This is a genomic window from Mycobacterium sp. 852002-10029_SCH5224772, from assembly GCF_001667315.1.
Lineage (GTDB): Bacteria > Actinomycetota > Actinomycetes > Mycobacteriales > Mycobacteriaceae > Mycobacterium.
The window spans coordinates 23,152-44,468 of sequence record NZ_LZHT01000014.1; the positions used below are offsets into that span (position 1 = coordinate 23,152).

Annotated in this window: 19 protein-coding genes; 3 read left to right on the plus strand and 16 right to left on the minus strand. The window is 67.2% G+C overall.

Annotated elements, in window-relative coordinates:
- Position 1: 1 nt before the first annotated feature.
- The 8 genes from A5775_RS04275 to A5775_RS04310 form a co-directional block, all read right to left on the minus strand.
- Positions 2-646, minus strand: coding sequence for a TetR/AcrR family transcriptional regulator (locus tag A5775_RS04275; protein ID WP_067248073.1), 645 nt, complete (start codon positions 644-646; stop codon positions 2-4).
- Positions 647-797: 151 nt separating this feature from the next.
- Positions 798-1,781, minus strand: coding sequence for an oxygenase MpaB family protein (locus tag A5775_RS04280; protein WP_067248076.1), 984 nt, complete (start codon positions 1,779-1,781; stop codon positions 798-800).
- Between the two features lie 31 nt (positions 1,782-1,812).
- On the minus strand, positions 1,813-2,703 hold the full coding sequence (locus tag A5775_RS04285; RefSeq protein WP_067248079.1) for an oxygenase MpaB family protein: 891 nt from the start codon (positions 2,701-2,703) through the stop codon (positions 1,813-1,815).
- 28 nt (positions 2,704-2,731) lie between these two features.
- Complete coding sequence (locus tag A5775_RS04290) at positions 2,732-2,983, minus strand: hypothetical protein (RefSeq protein ID WP_067248082.1); 252 nt, start codon at positions 2,981-2,983, stop codon at positions 2,732-2,734.
- A gap of 202 nt (positions 2,984-3,185) precedes the next feature.
- On the minus strand, positions 3,186-5,303 hold the full coding sequence (locus A5775_RS04295; RefSeq protein ID WP_067248085.1) for a substrate-binding domain-containing protein: 2,118 nt from the start codon (positions 5,301-5,303) through the stop codon (positions 3,186-3,188).
- A 103-nt stretch (positions 5,304-5,406) separates the two neighbouring features.
- Positions 5,407-7,614 carry a malate synthase G gene (locus tag A5775_RS04300; RefSeq protein WP_067248087.1) on the minus strand — a complete coding sequence of 736 codons (2,208 nt, stop codon included), beginning with the start codon at positions 7,612-7,614 and terminating at the stop codon, positions 5,407-5,409.
- A 322-nt stretch (positions 7,615-7,936) separates the two neighbouring features.
- On the minus strand, positions 7,937-8,977 hold the full coding sequence (locus tag A5775_RS04305) for a hemolysin family protein (protein WP_067248090.1): 1,041 nt from the start codon (positions 8,975-8,977) through the stop codon (positions 7,937-7,939).
- Positions 8,974-10,344 (minus strand): hemolysin family protein, encoded by a 1,371-nt coding sequence (locus A5775_RS04310; RefSeq protein ID WP_067248094.1) that lies wholly within the window; start codon positions 10,342-10,344, stop codon positions 8,974-8,976. The genes A5775_RS04305 and A5775_RS04310 overlap by 4 nt, the downstream gene beginning before the upstream one ends.
- A 320-nt stretch (positions 10,345-10,664) precedes the next feature.
- Between A5775_RS04310 and A5775_RS04315 the strand changes: the two genes are divergently transcribed.
- Positions 10,665-11,288, plus strand: coding sequence for a GNAT family N-acetyltransferase (locus tag A5775_RS04315; RefSeq protein WP_067248097.1), 624 nt, complete (start codon positions 10,665-10,667; stop codon positions 11,286-11,288).
- A 54-nt stretch (positions 11,289-11,342) separates the two neighbouring features.
- Here A5775_RS04315 and A5775_RS04320 read toward each other — a convergent pair whose 3' ends face one another.
- The 4 genes from A5775_RS04320 to A5775_RS04335 all read right to left on the minus strand — a co-directional run bounded on the left by A5775_RS04320 (position 11,343) and on the right by A5775_RS04335 (position 15,773).
- Entirely contained in the window at positions 11,343-12,779 is a 1,437-nt protein-coding gene (locus tag A5775_RS04320; protein ID WP_067248100.1) for a GuaB1 family IMP dehydrogenase-related protein, read from the minus strand.
- Between the two features lie 39 nt (positions 12,780-12,818).
- Positions 12,819-14,288, minus strand: a complete 1,470-nt coding sequence (gndA, locus tag A5775_RS04325; RefSeq protein WP_067248104.1) for an NADP-dependent phosphogluconate dehydrogenase — start codon at positions 14,286-14,288, stop codon at positions 12,819-12,821.
- Between the two features lie 100 nt (positions 14,289-14,388).
- Positions 14,389-15,339: a M56 family metallopeptidase gene (locus tag A5775_RS04330; protein WP_067248107.1), complete on the minus strand. Its 951-nt coding sequence runs from the start codon at positions 15,337-15,339 to the stop codon at positions 14,389-14,391.
- Positions 15,340-15,353: 14 nt separating this feature from the next.
- Positions 15,354-15,773 (minus strand): BlaI/MecI/CopY family transcriptional regulator, encoded by a 420-nt coding sequence (locus tag A5775_RS04335; protein ID WP_067248110.1) that lies wholly within the window; start codon positions 15,771-15,773, stop codon positions 15,354-15,356.
- A 362-nt stretch (positions 15,774-16,135) separates the two neighbouring features.
- Here A5775_RS04335 and A5775_RS04340 point away from each other — a divergent pair, with 362 nt between their 5' ends.
- The gene (locus tag A5775_RS04340; protein ID WP_067248114.1) at positions 16,136-16,558 is read left to right on the plus strand and encodes a PaaI family thioesterase; all 423 of its coding nucleotides are present in this window, start codon (positions 16,136-16,138) and stop codon (positions 16,556-16,558) included.
- A 60-nt stretch (positions 16,559-16,618) separates the two neighbouring features.
- On the opposite strand, the gene A5775_RS04345 is transcribed toward A5775_RS04340, so the two are convergent.
- The 4 genes from A5775_RS04345 to A5775_RS04360 form a co-directional block, all read right to left on the minus strand.
- Entirely contained in the window at positions 16,619-18,004 is a 1,386-nt protein-coding gene (locus tag A5775_RS04345) for an NAD(P)/FAD-dependent oxidoreductase (RefSeq protein WP_067248117.1), read from the minus strand.
- A 193-nt stretch (positions 18,005-18,197) separates the two neighbouring features.
- Positions 18,198-18,578 carry a DUF4189 domain-containing protein gene (locus A5775_RS04350; protein ID WP_067248121.1) on the minus strand — a complete coding sequence of 127 codons (381 nt, stop codon included), beginning with the start codon at positions 18,576-18,578 and terminating at the stop codon, positions 18,198-18,200.
- Between the two features lie 104 nt (positions 18,579-18,682).
- On the minus strand, positions 18,683-19,600 hold the full coding sequence (locus A5775_RS04355; protein ID WP_067248304.1) for an LLM class F420-dependent oxidoreductase: 918 nt from the start codon (positions 19,598-19,600) through the stop codon (positions 18,683-18,685).
- A gap of 63 nt (positions 19,601-19,663) precedes the next feature.
- Positions 19,664-20,341 carry an SDR family oxidoreductase gene (locus A5775_RS04360; protein ID WP_067248124.1) on the minus strand — a complete coding sequence of 226 codons (678 nt, stop codon included), beginning with the start codon at positions 20,339-20,341 and terminating at the stop codon, positions 19,664-19,666.
- Positions 20,342-20,528: 187 nt separating this feature from the next.
- On the opposite strand from A5775_RS04360, the gene modA reads away from it, so the two are divergent.
- A complete protein-coding gene (gene modA / locus A5775_RS04365; protein ID WP_067248127.1) occupies positions 20,529-21,305 on the plus strand; it encodes a molybdate ABC transporter substrate-binding protein in 777 nt (258 codons plus the stop codon).
- The last annotated feature ends 12 nt before the right edge of the window (positions 21,306-21,317 follow it).

Consider the following 21,317-nt stretch of genomic DNA (forward strand, 5'->3'; position numbering starts at 1 on the left):
ATCACCCGGGCGTTTGCGCCGGGGCCTGCAACGCCAGCGGCACCAGATACCGGCGGGCGAAATCGCGGGCCTTGTTCTGGTTGTAGATCGGGATGACGGAGTTGGGCGTCTTGATCAGCGAGATGATCAGCCGACCGATCATCTCGCCGACGACCTCGGTGTCAAGGTCGGCGGCCAGTTCGCCGCGCTCTTGCCATCGGCGCAGCCACGTCGCGATGTAGCTGCGGGATATGGCGATCAGGTTCTCGTCGGTCAGGTAGGCGGACAGTTCCCCGGCGGCGGGCGATTCCCGGATGCTCCGGGTCAGGAGCTTGGGCGCGGAGGCCTCGTGAACGAACGCGGCGAAGACTTCGGCGATGCCCTCTTGCGGTGTTGGGGCGCGGCCGGCGACCTCGGAGACCAGCGTGCTCAGCCGAAGTGATTCGTCCATGATGGTCAGCCGCACCAGGTTTCGCTTGTGCCGGAACCGGCGGTAGACGGTGGCGACGCCGACCCCGGCGGTGTCGGCGATGTCTTGCATGGTGGTGTTGGAGAAGCCGCGCTCGGTGAAGCAGGTGCGTGCCGCGGTGACGATCGTGCGGGCCGTCGGATCGAGGGTGGCCAGACCATCGGGCAGCAAGCCCAGCAGCATCGCGGGGTCTACCATCTGCCCTCCAGCCGATCGGGGTATCACGTCAATTCTGCGCTCCATCAGCGTATTCACCGGCATTAGCGGTGATCCGTTCCGGGTCCGACGTTGCCGGTGACGAAGGGCCGTCCTTGCGCTCGCGGTGCGGTCGCTTCACTGTGGTGCCGAATCAACTTTGGCTTGGCGCCGCGAACGAATCCAGCAATACCGAACGGTAACGGTCGCGGAGCCGCTCGTATTGGTAGCGGTTGTAGGCCAGGGGCTCCAGGGTGAGCCGGCGCGGCAACCATCGCCAGCCCATCTGCAACGCGGCGACGTAGACGGCGTACTCGACCTGCTCACGGGTGCCCCACCGGGCCCTAAGCAGCCGGCGCATCGTGGGGTGGGCGACCGCGGCCGAACACACGACCACCGGACGCGATACCAGCGTGGTCATCACCGGCCAGACCAATTGCAGCACGGGCCGCAGTTGCCGGGAGACCAACAACTTCGGGATTGGCGGGGCGACGAAGCTGCGATTGGCGAATTGCAGAAATTCGTTGTCGGCCAACTCGTTTGACGCGACGGCGTCGTAATACCGGAGCATGTCATGCAGGGTCGCCGGTAGCTTCCCCTGCTTGCTGGGCAGTTCCAGGAATTGCAGTTCCGAGCGTAGCGTCTGATAGACGACTTCCCTTTCGGCTGGGGTGAGATGACGCCCGCACACCCGCAGATAACCCTGATACAAAAGGTTGAGACCGCTGACGGCCACCCAGGTCCACACCTCGGGGTTCAGCGCGCTGTAGCGGGTGTCGCTGAACGAGTCCTTTCCGGTGCCGCGCACGTCGCGGTGCAATCGTTTGAGATCGGCCCGCGACACCTTCGCGTCCGAACTGTCGCCAAAGGCGGCCAGCGCCGTGAACGCGGCGCTGCGGATCCCACGGTCGGTGAAGTTGTCGGCGAAGCGCCCACTGCGATCCACTGCGGCCGCGATTTCCCGATGCGCCACCTGATCCAGGGCCAGGCGACCGAACGCCGCCGCCAGCGGTGACCCCGCGAACCACCTGACGTCGTCGGCCAATGCCCGATGCGCGGAATTCCCTTCCGGTTCGGGGGGCGGGAACGTCGCTCCGGATTTGTTGCCGCGCCGTCCGATTCGGCTTGTCGTCGTCATACCGCTCCTCCTTGCGCGCGTTGTTAGGCCGTCACACGACGGTCGCCCCGATTCGGTGACGCAATCGCATGTCCCACACCACCGCTTGCACACCGAGGCGCGTCAAGAACCGCGGGGTGAACAGGTCCAACACCCCGAAGACGCGCTGCCAGCGGTCGAATCGGCGTTGTTGCGCGTCCGACCAACCGAATCCGAGTTTCTCGCGCAGCTGCGGCGGCAGGTATCCCAGCGTCATGAAGAGATTCCATCCGCCGAACAGCGCCGAAACGGGGGCGGGCAGGAAATCCAGCCGCGCGATTCCGATCAGGTAGCTGCGCATGCGGTCGTCGAAGTCGAGCCGATCGAGTTGCTCCTGCCAGTACCGGTCGGCGGCTTCCCGGTCCGCGGGCCACATTTCGGGTGGCACCTGCAGTGTGGTGGCGAACACCGACGCGGCCTGGTGGACGGTCTCGGGATCGCGCCGGGATCGGCCGCCCCGCAGCCTGCGGGTGTCCTCGAAGACCGCGGCCATGCAGGACGCGACCCAGAGTTGGAGCGCGGGGTCGAACGCGTTGTAGCGCACCGGGCTTTGCGGGCCGGAGCGCACCTGGGCGTGTGCGGCGTTGACGGCTTCCCGGTACACCCGCCGATCCTGCGCGTTGCCGGCGATGGCCACCGCGATGTAGGTGAAGGTGGTGCGGGCCCGTTTGAAGGGATGTTTGTACAGATTGCCGCTGTCGACCTTGCTTTCCATCACGCCATAGGCCACACCTGAATTCGCCAGCTGCATCACGACATTCGCCGCACCATAGGCGGGGGACAGCCAGGGCGATATCTCCTCGGCCAGAAACGATGTGTCGGCCGAATCCGTGTCCGCTCGTTGGGCGTGTCGATCGAGCCGGGGCGGTGCGTCTTCCGGATCGGTGGGCAAGGGTTGGGCCATGGTGTGCCTTCCTGGGTTGGCCGACAGCTCAACGAGATTGGGTGCGATGCGCGGCGGAGTAACGGATCCGGTCTGGCAGTGCCCGATCGAGCGCACGTACCACGGTCACGGTGCGCTCACAGTGTTGCTGCCGTTCGGCCGACCATTCGATGCGAAGCCTGGACGGGACGGTGTCGGGCAGCAACCCCCGCCAGTCGATTCCGCACCGCCAGGTGGCCGACCCGGGGTCGATCGGATGAAACGCCGGCGTCGCTGCGGCATCCAGCTTTGTCGAGGGCATCTTTGCGGTGCGTCTTCCTAGATCAACGCTGATAGAAACAACGGTTCTTTCTATCAGGCAGTGTGGCACAGCCGAACGCGATTGGATAGATAGGGCCCGGAATTTCCGCGATGTTCCCTGGTCGGCACCGGGCATGGGGCGCTCGATAGCGCCGTGGATCGCGGTAGCTGCAGGCGGAGCCACCTATCACCCGGCCGGCCTGTTAGCTCAGGAAGGCGTTGACCGCCGTCGCGAGCTCGGGGGACGCCGATGAAGCGATGTTCTGGTAGCTGCCGCCACTGAGCTGGGCGACCGCTTCCCAGGTCGATCGGTCCGGATCGGCACCGAAATTGATGACGTTCACCGCGATCGGCTTGGCCGGATCAACGCTCTTACGGATGAAGTCCTGCAGCCCGGGGCCGTCCAAGCTCTGGTCGGTGTGCGGCCCGGAAGTGATTACCAACAGCGAATTGGTCTGGCCCGCACGGTAGTTCGCCTGCATGTCCTGGTAGATCATGCGCAAGGTGGTGAACGACACGGCACCGCCGCCCGACGAGTATTGCTTGTCCAGGGCGGCCGACAGTGCCGCCGAGCGCGGCTGACCGCTGACCGGATCGCCCAGCGGCCCGCTCGCCACCTCGGAGCGGCCCTCGTGACCGTCGAAGGTCCACAGGCCGACCACAGCGCTGGGGGGCAACGCTTTGATCCTGTCCTGAAGCGCCGCAACCACGTTGGCCAACCGGGACTTTGCGCCATCTTGGCCCGGCATCGACTGGTCAAGCATGATGGTCGTGGCCTGTCCGGTCGACGGGGCGGCCATGGCCTCGGCGAGGGTGGCGCGCACCGGGTCGTCGCCCACCGACAACGTCGACGGCACCGCCGGGAAGGTGGTCACCGGGCTGCTGGGGTTTTTGACCCCGTTGACCCGGAAGCCCGCCTTCGCCAGCATGGCGAGCTGGTCGGGCTTATGCATGAACCGGGAGAACTCGCTGGCCGCGGAGGCCTGTTCGCGGGTGAGCCACGAACCGCTGAGCAGCACGGTGGGGTAGTCGGCCACCGGCGCAGGACCCGGCGGAAGCCAGGAAGCCAAGGCGCTCTTGGCGTCCGGCAGCGATTGGCCGCGGGCGAACAGCTGCTGTTCGGTGGTGATTACCGCGTGCACCGGTGCGGTCGCCGCGTCACCGGGCTTCAGCAGCGTGTTCATCGCCTCGGTCAGCGAGTTGTCGGCCAGTTTGGGTTGGCCGTTCACCAGGGTGTGTACCGCGCCGGTGCCCTGCGTCACCGGGGCGCCCGGCGGTACCGACGCGGCCGCCACTGCCTCACCGGCCAGAAACGATGCGTCCCCGTTGCCGTTCATCGGTAGCGCCAGTCGCAGCGACCCCCAGGCGGGTAAATTCAGCCCCGCCAACGCATTCGGGTTGGTTTGCAGGCCGGGCAGTGCCGCCCAGTTCTGCTTGGCCAAGGCCGGCGCCAGGTCGGGGCGCACGGCAAGCACCACAGGTGAGCTGACCAGCGAATGGCTCTCGCTGATCGTCTTCTGGGCCGCGGCCCCCGCCAGGCGTGCGGCGGAGATCGAGCTGCCCGGGATCCACAGCGCCGGCTGGCCGCCCAGTTCGGCGGGCCACTTGCCGATGAAACCGTTGAGCACGGCGTCGGAGTCGGCCGGCTTGACGCTGACCACCATGCAGCGATCGCCGACCGGTCCGGCCGATTTGTTGTAGCTTTCCGCGAATTCCTGAACGGAACTGGCGATCGACGGGTCGGCGACGACGGCGACAGTCTCTTGGCCGCCCACGCAGCGGCCGGCCGCCTTGTGCGAGCGCTTGGACAGCGCGTCGCCGAAGAAGCTCCACAGGATCACCGACCCCACCACGACGACCACGGCGACCAGCGCCACGATCACGCCGATGCTGACGCCCCGTCGACCGCCCTCGCTGCGATGACCACCGCGCCAATCGGCGAGCCCCCGATGGCCGCCCCGGAACAGCGACGGTGAGGAGGCCGGTGGCTCCGCACTCGGCGGGCCGCCCTGCCGCGGCGGAAACTCCGGGTAATCGTCGGCAGTGCTGTCGGCGAATGCGTCGCCCGCGGCGTACGGCTCGTCGTCGGCGTAGGGCTCATCGTCGTCGGCGTAGTGACGTTCGTCCGAGTAGTAGTCCTCGTCCACGGAGTCATCGTCCGCGGAGTAATCGGCGTCCGCGGAGTGATCGGCCGCCTCGTCGGCGCCGGGGACCCGCTGCTGATGTCCTGCGTCATCACCCCGGGACGGCTCGTCGACCACGTCGTCGCGAGAGGGCTCGTCGAGGGAGTCGTCAGGGTCGGGCGCACTGTGCCTACCCATAGCAGTGCCCGCGGCCTTTCCGTCGATCCATCCGAATGAACTCGCCGCCGATTTTAGTCATCCGCGGCACTATTACACGTGCGAACCCGAATTGAGCGCAGGCTCAATTGGACTGCGCGGCGCGTGCCTTGAGCTCGCGCCGACGGCGATGCAGGATCGGCTCGGTGTAGCCGTTGGGCTGCTGCGTTCCGGTCAGGATCAGGTCCTGCGCCGCCAGGAAGGCCAGGTTGTCGTCGAAGTTGGGCGCCATCGGCAAATACGCCGCATCCTTGGCGTTCTGCTCGTCCACCAGCGGCGCCATCCGCTCCAGGCTTGCCCGCACGTCCTCCTCGGTGATCACACCGTGGCGCAGCCAGTTGGCCAGCAGCTGGCTCGAAATCCTCAGCGTCGCACGGTCTTCCATGAGCGCCACGTCGTGGATGTCGGGCACCTTCGAGCAGCCGACGCCTTGGGCGACCCAGCGCACCACGTAACCGAGGATGGACTGGCAGTTGTTGTCCACCTCCTCGCGGATCTCCTCGGAAGCCCAGGCCAGTTCCTTGGCCAACGGGATGGTCAGCAACTCGTCGATGTTGGTGCGCGTCTTGCCCGCCAGCTCCTCCTGCACGGCGCCCACGTCGACGTAGTGGTAGTGCATCGCGTGCAGGGTGGCCGCCGTCGGCGACGGCACCCACGCAGTCGTCGCGCCGGCCTTCGGCTGGCCGATCTTCTGCTCGACCATGTCGGCCATCAGTTCGGTCATCGCCCACATGCCCTTGCCGATCTGCGCCTTGCCCTTGAAGCCGGCGGCCAGGCCGATGTCGACATTGGCGTCCTCGTAGGCCTTGATCCACGTAGTGCCCTTCATCGCACCCTTGCGGATCATCGGGCCCGCCTCCATCGACGTGTGGATCTCATCGCCGGTGCGGTCCAGGAAGCCGGTGTTGATGAACACCACCCGGTCGGCCGCGGCCTTGATGCAGGCCTTGAGGTTGACGGTGGTGCGGCGCTCCTCGTCCATGATGCCGACCTTGAGGGTGCCCTGCGGCAGGCCGAGGACGTCTTCGACGCGGCTGAACAGCTCGCACGTGAACGCGACCTCGTCGGGCCCGTGCATCTTGGGCTTGACGATGTAGATGGACCCGGTACGGCTGTTGGCCAACGGCCCGTTCGCGTCGGTGGTCTTGAGCCCGTGGATCGCGGTGAGCCCGGTGAACAGCGCATCCATGATGCCCTCGAACACCTCTTTTTCTTCGTCACCCTCAGCAACGGTGACGATGGCGTCGTTGGTCATCAGGTGACCCACGTTGCGGACGAACATCAGGCTGCGCCCGGGCAGGGTCAGCTCGCCCTCGCCGTCCGGCGTCGTGTAGGTGCGGTCCTCGTTGAGCACCCGGCTGAACGTCTTGCCGTCCTTCTTCACGTCTTCGGACAGATCGCCCCTGTTCAGCCCGAGCCAGTTGCGGTAGCCGAGCACCTTGTCGTCGGCGTCGACGGCGGCCACCGAGTCCTCGAAGTCCATGATCGTGGTGATGGCCGATTCCAGGACCACGTCCTTGATGCCCGCGGAGTCGGTCTTGCCGACCGGCGATTCCGGATCGATGAGGACCTCGATGTGCAGGCCGTGATTGACCAGCAACACCGACCAGTTGGGAGAGCCGAGCTCGCCGGTGTAGCCGGCAAACTTCTCCGGGTCGGCCAGGCCGGCGGAGCCGTCGGCGGTCGCGACCTTCAGGTGGCCGTCCTCGACGGACAAGCCGGTCGCGTCGGCCCACGAGCCGGACTCCAGCGGCACGGCCTCGTCCAGGAACTTGCGCGCGTAGGCGATCACCTTGTCGCCACGAACCTTGTTGTAGCTCGACCCTTTCTCGGCGCCGTCGTCTTCCGGGATGACATCGGTGCCGTACAGGGCGTCGTAGAGGGAACCCCACCGGGCATTGGCGGCGTTCAGCGCGAACCGGGCGTTGAGCACGGGCACCACCAGCTGCGGGCCCGCGGTCGTGGTGATCTCGTCGTCGACCCCGGAGGTGGTGATCGTGAAATCCGCGGGTTCGGGCAGCAGGTAACCGATTTCGGTGAGGAACTCGCGGTACGCGTCGATGTCGAGCGGCTCGATCACGCGTTGTCGGTGCCACTTGTCGATCTGGGCCTGCAGCTCGTCGCGCCGGCGCAGCAGATCCTGGTTCTTGGGGGTGAGGTCGGTGACGACTTTGTCGACGCCCGCCCAAAAGCTGTCCGGGTCGATATCGGTGCCGGGCAGAGCCTCTTCGTTCACGAAGTCGTACAGCACCCGGGCGACGCGCAAATTCCCCGCCGACACGCGATCAGTCATGATTCTCCTCCGTCATAAGCCGCCCTGAACCACCCGTGGGCCGTCTATGGGCCAAAAAGGCCCCAATAAGCAATGCCATCAGCCTACCGAGCTCAGCCTGGCGAGCGTGATCCGCCGAACCGCCGCAGCAGGTCAAGGCGCACTGAGAGCCCCGAGAACGACGCTTGCGGCGGGCACCGGGATCGATTTCCAGCAACGCACATTTCGCGCGCAAGCCGTGCGGTGCGCTCTAGTGCCCTCTGATGCCCTCCAGCACTTTCTTAACTGGTAGCCGTGAAAGATCATACGGGCTGCCCGCGGTACGGCCCGCCGGCCAGTATCGCTAGGCGTCGCGCATCGTCCCGACGAAGTCTTCGACAAGGTCTTCCATCGCCACCATGGCCACCACGGCGCCGTTCTCGTCGGTCACCAATGCCAGGTGGCTGTTGTTGCGGCGCAGCCGCGACAGGGCATCGGCCAGCGGCAGCGTCCGCGGTAGCCCCGGCAGGGGCCGCACCTTCGCCAGATCGATCACCGTCTGCGGATCGTCATCGAGCGTCAGCACGTCCTTGATATGCAGATAACCGAGGAAGCTGCCGTCGACGTTTGCCACGGGGAATCGGGAGTAACCACTCTGGGCCAAGGCTTCCTCGACGGCGCCGATCGTCGGGCCCTTGCCCGCGGCGGCCACCGGCACCGCGTGCACCCCGGAGAGGGGCACCGCCACATCGCCGACCACCCGGTGGCGAATCTGCAGCGCGCGGGCCAGCCGGGTGCCTTCCTCCTGATCCAGCAACCCTTCCGATGCGGACTCGGCGATCATCTCGCTCAGCTCGACGGGGGAGACCGTGATCTCCAGCTCCTCCTTGCGTTCGACGCCGAGCGCGCGCACCACCACGCTGGCGCACTTGTCGTAGAACACGATGAACGGCCGGGCCACCCGCACGTAGGCCAGATACGCCGGGACGAGCAGCATCGCCGTGCGCTCGGGACCGGCCAGCGCGATGTTCTTGGGCACCATCTCGCCCAACAGCACGTGCAGCGTCACCACGATGGCCAGCGCGATCGCCAGCGACAACGTGTGCAGCAGCGCCGGGTGAATGGCGGTCAGCCCGAGCGCCGTGTGCAGCAGTTCGGAGACCGCCGACTCGCCGATCCGGCCGAGCAGCAGCGACGCGGCGGTCACGCCCAACTGCGCGCCGGCCAGCATGGACGGCAGCTGCTCCCCGGCGCGGATGACCGTGACGGCGGCGGCTTTGCCCTGCTCGGCCAGCGCTTCGAGGCGGTCCCGGCGCGCCGAGATCAGGGAGAACTCCGCCCCGACGAAGAACGCGTTCACGGCGATCAGCAGGAAGGCCAGCAGCACGCCCAAGGTGTCGCTCATCGGGGTCTGCCCGCCGCGGGGATTTCGCCGTGCCCACTGAGTTCGGTCAATTCGAGCAGGTCGATCCGGCGGCCATCCATCCGGATGATCCGGGCCTGCCAGCGCGTCACCGCGTCCAGCAGGCCGTCCGCGTCCAGGCCGGGCAGTTTCACCGTTTCCCCGGCCGCCGGGATGTGACCGATCTCGCGCAACACCAGCCCGCCGATCGTCTCGTAGGGGCCCTCGGGGGCGCGGAAGCCGGTGGCGGTGGCCACCTCGTCGATGCGTAACAGGCCCGACACCCGCCAGCCGGTGCCGGCGGGCACCACATCCGGGGTCGCGTCGTCGTGCTCGTCGCGGACATCACCCACGATCTCTTCGATCAAGTCCTCGAGGGTCACCATGCCCGCGGTGCCTCCGTATTCGTCGACGACCAGCGCGGTTTGCAGGCTGTTGGACCGGATCTCGGCCATCACCGCGTCACCGTCCAGCGTCGACGGCACCACCGCTACGGGTTGGGCCACCGTGGTCAGCAGCGTGCGGGCGCGCTCGGTCCGCGGAATCGCGAACACCTGTTTGACGTGCACGATCCCGACGGTCTCGTCGAGGTCGCCGTCGACGATGGGGAATCGGGAGAACCCGGACTCGGCGGCCGCTCTCACCAGATCGGCGACCGTGTCGTCGGTCTGCAGCGCCACGATCTTGGACCGGGGCGTCATCAGTTCCTCGGCGCTCAGGGTTCCGAACTGCAGCGACCGCCGCACCAGGCCCGCCGTCGCGGCGTCCAGGGCGCCGCTGCGCGCCGACGAACGCACCAGTGACAACAGCTCTTGCGGTGACCGGGCGGACCGCAGCTCCTCGGCCGGTTCGATGCCCAGCCGGCGCACGATCCAGTTCGCCGCGCCGTTGGTCAATCGGATCGCCGGCGTCAGCAGCAGCGAGAACAACAGCTGGGCAGGAACGACGGCGCGGGCGGTCGACAGAGGTCGCGCCACCGCCAGGTATTTGGGGACGAGCTCGCCGAACACCATCGACACCGACGTCACGATCACCAGCACCAGGACGGCCATGATCGCGTCGCCGACCTTGTCCGGGATGTCGAGCGCGTCCAGCCACGGGTGCGGCAGGTCCTCCACCATCGGATCGGTCAGGTAACCCGCCGCCAGCGTGGTGACCGAGATCCCGAGCTGGGCGCCCGACAATTGAAACGACAGCCGGTGGTGTGCGCGGCGGATCCAGCGGTCGCGGCGGGCACCGCCGCGGGCGTTTGCCTCGACGGCGCTGCGGTCCAGCGTGGTCAGCGAGAATTCGGCGGCGACGAACACGGCGTTGCCGAAGATCAGCACCGCGATCGCCCCAATGCTGATCACGGCGACGGTGACATTCATGAATTACGCCGCCCGCGGGTCGAAGGTGGCGGCCCGGCGACCGTGGAAGGCGCCGGGGGAGGCTCCGCATCGGGCGGCTCGTCCGACGGCCCGTGCGCCGGCAAGCCGATGGCCTGCGCGGGTGCCTGCGGCACGTCGATCCTTTCGCTGCCTGGTGGCCGAGCGGACGCGGTTGCTTCCGTCTTTGCTGCCTTATGCTAGCCCGGGTTGGGGCACTGCGGCGCCGACCATTCGGGGCCGCGCCGCCGCCGCGCGGGGACGACCGCCGGCCGGGGCCAACTACGGTATGCCTACCCTTACCCAGGTACGCTCTGCGCACTATGCCCGATGCCCCAACGGAAACGCCGTCAGTTCAGATCCTGCCGCGCGAACGGTTCGACATCGCCGACGAGGTCGCACAGATTCCCCGGCCACCCACGCCCTCCCTGGATCCGCCCTTCGGGCTGCGGGTCGCCCAGCTCGCGGATGCGGACATGGTGGCCGAGTGGATGAACCGTCCGCATCTGGCCGAGTCGTGGGAGTACGACTGGCCGACACCGCGCTGGCGGCAGCACCTGGGCGCCCAGCTCGAGGGCATCTACTCCCTGCCTCTGATCGGGAGCATTCGCGGTACAGATTGCGCCTACCTCGAACTGTATTGGGGCGCAAAGGATGTGATTTCACGCCATTATGACGCCCAGCCCTACGATCTGGGGCTGCACGCCGCCATCGCGGATGTGAAACTGGTGAACCGGGGATTGGGCCCGATGCTGTTGCCGCGGATAGTGGCCAGCGTCTTTTCGGTGGAACCGCGGTGCCGCCGGATCATGTTCGATCCCGACCACCGCAACACGGCCGCCCGAAGACTGGTCGAGTACGCCGGATGCACGTTCCTGGGCGAGCACGACACCGCGAATCGGCGGATGTCGCTCTACGCGCTGGAGGCCCCGACTACGGACGCATAACCGTGGCGGCGCCGATGTCGAACCCGAAGGGACGGCCAGCCTTACCCGCGCGTGTCACCAACCCAGCGGTAGCGGATGCCCCTCGGCGAACCCCGCTGTCGACTGCACCCCGACCACCACCCGCTCATACAGCTCCGCCAGGCTCGCGGCACCGACATAGGTGCAGGTGCTGCGCACCCCAGAGGTGATGTGATCCAGCAGATCCTCGACACCGCCGCGGACGGGGTCCAGCCCCATCCGGGACGTCGAAATGCCTTCCTCGAACAGCGCTTTGCGAGCGCGGTCGAACGCGGTGCCGGCGCCGCTGCGGGCGGCCACGGCCCGCTTGGACGCCATGCCGTAGCTCTCTTTGTATGGCTGGTCCTCGCGGTCGCGCATCAGGTCGCCGGGCGACTCGTAGGTGCCGGCGAACCACGACCCGATCATCACGTTCGACGCGCCGGCGGCCAGCGCCAGTGCCACGTCGCGCGGATGGCGAATGCCACCGTCGGCCCACACATGACCACCTAATTCCCTTGCCGCCGAAGCACATTCGACGACCGCGGAGAATTGCGGGCGCCCGACTCCGGTCATCATCCGGGTGGTGCACATCGCGCCCGGGCCGACGCCGACCTTGACGATGCTCGCCCCGGCGCCGAGCAGGTCGCGGGTGCCGTCGGCCGAGACCACGTTGCCCGCCGCCAGCGGCACGCCGAGACCGAGCGTTGCCACCGTCCGGATCGCCTCCAGCGTCTTGACCTGATGCCCATGGGCCGTGTCGATGACCAGGAGGTCGATCCCGGCCTCGACCAGGGACCGCGCCTTGGCCCCCACATCGCCGTTGATACCGACGGCCGCACCCACCCGCAGCCGGCCACGCGCGTCGACGGCCGGGGTGTACAGACCGGCGCGGATGGCGCCGGTGCGGGTCAGCACCCCGGCCAGCGTGCCGTCGGCATTCGTCACGACCGCGACGGCGACGGGCGACTGCTCGAGCAGGTCGAAGATCTTGCGCGGTTCGGTGCCCACCGGGGCGGTGACGAAGTCGGTCATCGCGACGTCGCGCACCCGGGTGAAGCGGTCCACGCCCAGGCAGCACGATTCGCTCACCAATCCCAGGGGCCGGCCCTCGAAGGTCACGACGGCGACACCGTGCGCCCGCTTGTGGATCAGCGCCGTCGCGTCGGACACCGAGTCGTCGGGCTCGAGCACCACCGGGGTGTCGAGAACCAGGTCGCGACCCTTGACGAACTCCACCGTCTGCTCGACCGCGGTGATCGGCAGATCCTGCGGCAGGATCACGAGGCCGCCGCGGCGCGCCACCGTCTCGGCCATCCGCTTGCCGGCCACCGCGGTCATGTTGGCGACGACAACGGGAATCGTGGTGCCCGAGCCGTCGCCGGTGGACAGGTCGACGTCAAACCGCGACGGAACCTCCGAGCGGTTCGGCATGATGAAGACGTCGTTGTAGGTCAGGTCGTATCCGGGTCGGTGCCCGTCGAGAAACCTCATCGCAGCTCAAGCCCCCTTACGCCCTCGAGTGTGGCCCGGCTACGCGGGCACTTCGGTGTGATCGCCGCTCCACAGCGTGTGGAAGCGCTTGTCGGGGTCGTCATCGATGCGGCCGTAGGTGTGTGCGCCGAAGAAGTCCCGCAACCCCTGGGTCAGCGCGGCCGGCAGCCGCTCGGTGCGCAGCGCGTCGTAGTAGGACAACGCCGAGGCGAAGCCGGGGATCGGGATGCCCAGCTGGGTGGCGGTGACCACGACCCGGCGCCAGCCGTCGATGGCGGCCTCGATCGCGCTGCGGAAGTAGGGCGCGACGATCAGCGTCGGCAGGTCGGCGTCTTCGTCGAACGCGTCCTTGATCCGGTTGAGGAATTTCGCGCGGATGATGCAGCCGCCGCGCCAGATGGTGGCCAGGTCGCCGGGGGTGATGCCCCAGTCGTGTTCGGCGCTGCCGGCCTGAATCTGGTTGAAGCCCTGCGCGTAGGCGATGATCTTCGATGCGTACAGCGCGCGGCGCACATCCTCGGTGAACTGTGTTGCGTCGGAAGGCTTTTCGCCGAGGTCGCCGGAGGCCAGCCCGGTGGTGGCCTTGCGCTGGGCCACCGACCCCGACAAGGCGCGCGCGAACACCGCCTCGGCGATGCCGGTGACCGGCACACCGAGGTCGAGGGCGGATTTCACCGTCCAGCGGCCGGTGCCCTTCTGCTCGGCCTCGTCGAGGATCAGGTCGACGAGCGGCTTGCCGGTCTTGGCGTCGGTCTGCTTGAGCACCTCGGCGGTGATCTCGATGAGGTAGCTGTCCAGGTCGCCGGAGTTCCACTCGGCGAACACGTCGGCGATCTCACCGGCGGTCTTGCCCAGGCCGTCGCGCAGCAGCTGGTAGGCCTCGCCGATCAGCTGCATGTCGGAGTACTCGATGCCGTTGTGCACCATCTTGACAAAGTGCCCGGCACCGTCGGGACCGATGTGGGTGCAGCACGGCACCCCGTCGACGTGCGCGGAGATCTCCTCGAGGAGGGGGCCGAGCGACTTGTAGGACTCGGCCGGGCCGCCGGGCATGATCGACGGGCCGTTGAGCGCGCCCTCCTCACCGCCGGAGATGCCGGCGCCGACGAAGTGCAGGCCGCGCTCCCGCATCGCCTTTTCCCGGCGGATGGTGTCGGTGTAGAGGGCGTTGCCGCCGTCGATGATGATGTCGCCGTCTTCCATGGCGTCGGCGAGCTCGTTGATCACCGCGTCCGTCGGGTCGCCGGCCTTGACCATGATCAGCACCCGGCGCGGCTTTTCCAGCGCGTTGAGGAATTCGGCGATGGTCTCCGAGCGCACGAACGTGCCGTCATCGCCGTGCTCTTTGAGCAGCGAGTCGGTTTTGGCGATCGACCGGTTGTGCAGCGCCACGGTGTAGCCGTGCCGGGCGAAGTTGCGGGCGATGTTCGACCCCATCACGGCCAGGCCCGTGACGCCGATCTGCGCGGTGCCTGTCTTGGAACCCGCCTGGGTGTCCGACGAACTCATGTCTTCGCCTCTCAATCGGGAGAACTATTCCGAAAAGCTTTCGGTGACACTGTGGCACAGCGCATAGATGCGCGCCCGGGGTGATCGGCCCGCCGCGGGCTCAGAGGTTGAACAGGCGTTCCAGCTCGGTGAGCCACGGCACGGCGAGCGCGACGGTGGGCACCACGAATACCGCGGCCGCGGCGAGGTACGCGGCCGCCGACAGCATGGCGCTGTTGCCGCGCCCGCCCAGCCGGCGCACGCGCAGCACGGTGCTGGGACCGCTCGCCGCGAGCGCGCCCGACGGCGCCCGCCCCGACGCGCAGGCGACCAGCGCCCGGGCCAGGGGAGCGCGACCGGCGGCGCGCACCGCGGCGTCGTCGGCGAGCAACTCGACCAGAAGCTGGACGGCGCCCAGCGCGTTGGCGCTGCGTACCAGCCGCGGGAAGGCCGCGTGCACGGCGGTGAACGCCTCCAGCACCAGGTCGTGGCGGGCCCGAAGGTGAGCCCGCTCGTGGGTGAGGATGGCCGCCACTTCGGCGTCGGCAAGCGTGCTCAGCGTTCCTTCGCTGACCACCACCCGGCTGCGCACACCGGGCAGGCAGTAGGCAAGCGGTTGCGGGACATCCAGGACGCGAAGGTCGCGCGTGCGGGCGTACGACGGGCAAAACGCTGCGCCGTGGCCGATCCCGACCAGGTCGACGACCATGCGGTGATGGGCCCGCCGCTTCCGGTTGGCGATCCCCACCCGCGCGATGGCGATCATCAATCGGGTGCCGACCAGCACGGTTAACCCGAAGACACCGATGTATGCCGTCCACAGCGGCCAGCCGAGCCGGTCGGCGGCGCCGATGATGCCGGTGGTGGGGTGCCCGTCGGGACCGGGCATGAGCAGCCGGGTGGCGATCGCGATCCCGGCGCTGAACGCCGACAACACCGCCGCCAGTGCGACGGCTTGCCACAACACCATCGCGGCGCGGGGAGCGCGCAGCGGCCAGCGCGCGCGTGCCAACATGGCCGGCACCGGACCGGTCAGTAGCACCGCGAGAATGGTGAAAGCCAGCGCGGACACACTGCTAGTGTCCCTCAGCCCTCCGGGCCGGCGCCAGCAGATGGCGAGTTATTGCGTTGATTGGCTTCCAGTTCGGCGAGCGCGCGCCGAAGCGCCTCCGCCTCGTCGGCGCCGACCCGCTCGACGAAGTGCACCAGCGCGGCCTGTCGGCCCCCCGAATCTTCGGCTTGGGCCAGTGCGTCCACCATCAGGCCGGCGACCAGTTCGTCGCGGCCGTGTACGGGGGCGTACCGGTGTGCCCGGTCATCGCGGATCTGGGAGACCAGGTTCTTCTTGGCCAGCCGTTGCAGCACGGTCATGATCGTGGTGTAGGCAAGGTCGCGCTGCGCCGACAACGCCTCATGGACCTGGCGAACAGTCTGAGGATCGGGCGTCGACCACAAATGGTCCATGACGGCCCGTTCCAGATCCCCCAGCCGTGTCAATTTGGCCATAGTTCGTTCATCTCCTGAGCGTCGGAACCAGACTACTCCCGGTTACTACCGACGGTCGTACCGAAAGCTGGCAAATCACTGTGCCGGCCACCGCGCGCACCCCGCCGCGAACAAATCGAACAATACCCCTTGCGAGTTAGGGCAGCCTTGCCTATGCTAACCGAGTCGAGCGATAACGGACCGTGTGAGAGTCCTGAGGGCTGCAGTGACCCCCGGTCTACTCGATCGGCGAGCCCCGTGCCTTGTGCACGGGGCTCAGCCGTTTGTTGGGGGTCGTTTGTTGGGTTGTCGTCCGGGTTGTCGTCCGGGACAGCGTTCTGCTGCGGGAGTGTTGCCGCAAGCGATGGTGTAGACACAGGGGCGTGCCAGAGCCGCAGGAAACGATCATTCCTCCCCATTTCTCCGCGCCCTTCGACCGTGAGATCGGCTTGCAGTTCACCGAACTCAGCCCGGACGGCGCCCGCGCCCAACTCGAGGTGACCCCGAAGCTTTTGCAGCCGATGGGACTCGTGCACGGCGGCGTTTACTGTTCGATGATCGAAAGCATGGCCAGCGTGGCCGCCTACACGTGGCTGGCCACCCGCGGTGGCGGGAATGTCGTGGGGGTCAACAACAACACCGATTTCCTGCGCTCCATCGGCTCGGGCATGGTCTACGGCACCGTCGAACCGATACACCGCGGCCGCAGCCAGCAATTGTGGTTGGTCACCATCACCGACGACGACGATCGGGTGGTTGCCCGGGGCCAGGTGCGACTGCAGAATCTCGAGCTCCGCGAAGGCTGATCCGAGGGCGCCGATTTGAGGCTCGGCTCGTCGAATGCCCAAGTCCGGGAACAGGACTCGCTAGCTGGCCCGTCTGGCGACGGGGCGCTTGGTCTCCGCGGCGACCACCGCCAGCTGTTCGAGCCGGGTGCGGGCGAACGCCTGCTGCTCGGTGATGGTGAGTTGACCCCGTCGGGTGCTCAGGAACGTCACCGTCCACGACAGCAGCGTGCTGATCTTGGTCTTGAACCCGACCAGGTAGACCAGGTGCAGGACCAGCCACGCGAACCAGGCGAACAGGCCACTGAATTCGACCGGGCCGATCTTGGCCACTGCGGAAAATCGCGACACCGTCGCCATCGATCCCTTGTCGAAGTACTGGAACGGTTCCCGTTCGGCCGGGTTCGCTCCGTCGAGTTCAGCCTTGATCGTGTTCGCGACGTACTTGGCGCCCTGGATGGCACCCTGGGCGACTCCCGGCACGCCTTCGACGGCGGCCAGGTCGCCAATGACGAACACGTCGGGGTGGCCCGGGACGGACAGGTCGGGCAACACCTTGACCCGCCCCGCCCGGTCGAGTTCGACCGTCGATTGGTCGGCGAGGTCGCGGCCCAGCGGGCTGGCCGAAACGCCGGCGGACCATACCTTGCAAGCGGATTCGATGCGCCGCACGGTGCCGTCGGAGTCCTTGACCGTGATGCCGTTGCGGTCCACATCGGTGACCATGGCGCCCAGCTGAATCTCCACACCCATTTTCTCCAGCCGGTCGGCGGCCCGCTGACCCAGCTTGTCGCCGAAGGGTGGCAGCACGGCGGGCGCGGCATCGAGCAGGATCACCCGCGCCTTGGTGGAGTCGATGTGACGGAACGAGCCTTTCAGCGTGTACGTCGCCAATTCCGCGATCTGCCCGGCCATTTCGACGCCTGTCGGGCCGGCGCCGATCACGGTGAATGTCAGCAGCTTGGCCCGTCGTTCCGGATCACGCGACCGCTCGGCCTGTTCGAACGCGCTCAGGATCCGCCCACGCACCTCGAGCGCGTCATCGATCGACTTCATGCCCGGGGCGAATTCGGCGAAATGGTCGTTCCCGAAATACGACTGGCCCGCGCCGGCGGCGACAATCAAGCTGTCGTAAGGGGTTTCGTAGGAGTGGCCGAGCAGATCCGATACGACGAACTTGCCGGCCAAGTCGACGTGGGTGACGTCGCCGAGCAAGACCTGGACGTTGCGCTGCCGGCGCAGGACGACCCGAGTGGGCGGGGCGATGTCGCCCTCGGACACGATGCCCGTCGCCACTTGGTAGAGCAGCGGCTGGAAGAGGTGGTGCGTGGTACGGGCGATCAGTTTGATATCGACATTGGCGTGCTTGAGTTTCTTTGCAGCGTTGAGCCCGCCGAAGCCCGAGCCGATGATGACGACTTGATGACGACGCTCCGGTCCAGCTGTGGTACCTGGCTGGGGGCTCATGTTTCCGCTGCTCCTGACGGGGGCTTTTGGACGCGACTGCGACTAGCAACCACGCTAGTCAGGCGGATACCCAGAACCCAACTCACAGCATGTGTAATCAACCACACCGTGCGCATCACTCCTGGTCGCCGGCGGTCGCTGTGGTGAAGTTATCAGTCCCGCAGGGATATCAGAGCCGCAGATCGCGTAGCCGTCATTGGGCGGCACCTTCTCCCGCGCAGTGGTCGTGGCCGGCCTGGATCATTCCGCCGGGTGCGCGCGCCAGCGCCGCCGCTTCCGCTTCCTCGCGCGTCGGACCCCAGCCCCCGAAGTACCTGGATTTGGCCCCGTTCAAGGCGAGCGCCATGCAGCCTCCCTGGCCGCTGGCCAGCAGACGACAGTCGCTGATGCTCTTGCGGCACGTATCCATGGCCGCCTTTTCGGCCGCGCCCTGGCTGGCCGCGCCATCGGCGATGCTGATGTGCCCGGTCGAATCCGATATCGCCATGGCGATCCAGTTGTCGTCGGCATGCGCGACGGGGTTCGGGGCGAACGCCACGCCCACGGCGATCGCGGCCCATGCTCGCTTCTTCATGGCCTTCCCGGCTTTTCTTCTGCGCTGCGCGACTGTGGCGCAGGTGAACGCTGCTACACGGGAAGTATTACCGGGCCACGACGAATCCGCGACCGGGGTAAGGCCTACAGCCCGACGAGCGGACGCAGCGCTGCGCCGGCCGCCTCGACGATGCCCGGTGTGTAGAACGGCAGGTTGATGATCACGCCGTCGATTCCCGCGTCGAGCACCTTGGTCTTGATCTGATCGGCGATCGAGTCCGGGGTGCCGACCACCATCCGCTGTTTCATCTCGGCGGGAATCTGGTCGAGGCTCGCGTTTTCATCGATCAGCACCGTGGTCAGCGTGCTGGTCTCCAGGGCGGCGGGGTCGCGGCCCACCTCTTCGCAGGATCGCCGCACCACCTCCAACTTGCCGGGTAACTCGTCGAATCCCGCGATCACGTTGAGGTGGTCGAAATGCCTTGCGGCGCGCGGGATTGTCTTCTTTTCGCCGCTGCCGCCGATCATCAGCGGGATGTGGTCGCGGAAGCGGGGATTGGCGAACGCCTCGCTGGTGCGATACCACTTGCCCGAGAAGGTGGCCTGCTCACCCTTGATCATCGGCAGGATGATTTCCAAGGCTTCGTCGAGCCGGTTGAACCTGTCGGTGAAAGTGCCGAACTCGAAACCCAACTGGTCATGCTCGAGCTCAAACCATCCGGTGCCGATTCCCAGAATCGCGCGGCCCTGGCTCACCACGTCCAGCGTGGTGATGATTTTCGCCAGCAGCGTCGGATTGCGATACGAATTGCCGGTCACCAGGGTGCCGAGTTGCACCCGCTCGGTGGCCGTGGCCAGCGCCCCCAGCGCGGTGTACGCCTCCAGCATCGGCTGATCGGGCGATCCCAACATCGGCAGTTGGTAGAAGTGGTCCATCACGAAAACCGAGTCGAATCCAGCGGATTCGGCCTCACGGGCTTGGGCGATGACGGTGGGGAAGAGTTGTTCTACGCCGGTGCCATAGGAAAAGTTGGGGATCTGCAGACCAAGTCGAATAGCCACGCTGATCACCGTAGCGACCGGCCCGCCCCGGGAGAAGGGTTTGCGACGGGTGAGCGTTACGCCTCAGGCGAACTGGGCCAGCGCGCCGTGGCTCACGTGCAACGTCTGACCGGTGATGTGCCGCGCGGCCGACGTGGTCAAGAACAGCGCCAAGCGCGCGACCTCCGCGGCGACCGGCGCGGGCGTGCGCGAGAGCCCGTCGTAGCCGGCCGCAGCGCTGCGCCCGCTGGCGACGGCGTTGACCGTGATTCCGCGCGTGCCGAAAACGCCTGCCTGTCCCGCGGTCCAATTGGCTAGCGTCGCTTTGATTGCGGCGTCGGCGCTGCCCGCCGGCGGGTTCTCGGGCACCACGCTGATGATCGACCCGCCCGAGCGAAGATGATCGCCCACGGTCTGGACCGTCAGCACCGCCGAAAGCACGGTCGCGTCAAGGGCATTGCGCCACGCGTTGGCCGTGTCGGCGATCGAGTAGGTGCGCGGGTCACCGGCCTCCCAGGCGGGGGCCGGCACGTTGACAATGGTGTCCAGGTGATGGGGGAACAGCGGGCGAGCCTCTTCGAGGCTGGCCGGGTCGGTGGTGTCGCAGACGATCGCGTCGACCTCGAGTTCCTTGGCGGCGATTTCCAGATCGCTCTTGCGCGCGCCCACGAGGGTCACTTTGTGGCCGTCGTCGCGGAAGCCCTCGGCCACCGTGCGCCCCAGCTCCGTATCTCCGCCGGTAACCAGTACCTCCACTGCCACGACCTCCTCTGCCTGGGACTCAGCGCGTTATGGCGTCAATCCCCGTATATGTTACTGGACAGTAGCTACCTGGCGAAATTTTTGCCGCCGCGACGCGCGGCTCATTTGGGTAACTATTCGAACGCCACGTGCTTGCGGCGATTCAGCCCCCAGAGGGGCCGCATCGTCGGCGGGTTAGGGTGTATCCATGCGTCGGATCGGAATCCTGGCCGGTGTGGTTTCGACAATGCTGGTCGCGGGGCTGGTCGGGTGCGGTGCCAAACCGCCGTCGGCGCAGTCCGGCCAGGGGCCCGGCAGCGTGATGGTGTTTGCCGCCGCGTCGCTCAAACCGGCGTTCACTCAGATCAGGCAGCAGTTCAAGGCCGAAAACCCGGGCACCGGCGTCGAATTCGAGTTCGCGGGCTCATCCGAGCTGGCCACCCAGTTGACGCAGGGCGCCACCGCCGACGTCTTCGCGTCGGCTGACACCGCGCAAATGGACACGGTCAGCAAGGCGGGCCTGCTGAGCGGCGACCCGAAGAATTTCGCGTCGAACACGCTGGTCATCGTCACCGCGCCGGGCAACCCGAAGAAGATCGGATCCTTCGCCGACTTGGCCAAGCCCGGTCTCAACGTGGTGACCTGCCAGCAGCCGGTGCCGTGCGGGGCGGCCACGCATCGCCTCGAAGCCGGCACCGGGGCGCGCCTCAACCCGGTCAGCGAGGAACCCAGCGTGACGGACGCCCTTAACAAGGTCACCAGTGGCCAGGCCGACGCCGCGCTGGTCTACGTCACCGACGCCAAGACGGCCGGAAGCAAGGTCGCGACCGTGACCTTCCCCGAGGCCACCGGCGCGGTGAACGTGTACCCCGTCGGCGTGCTGAAAAAGGCGCCACTTCCCACGCAGGCGCAGAAGTTCGTCGACCTGGTGACCTCCCCGGCCGGGCAGCAGATCCTGGCGCAGGCCGGATTCGCCAAGCCCTGATCGCCGGCGAAC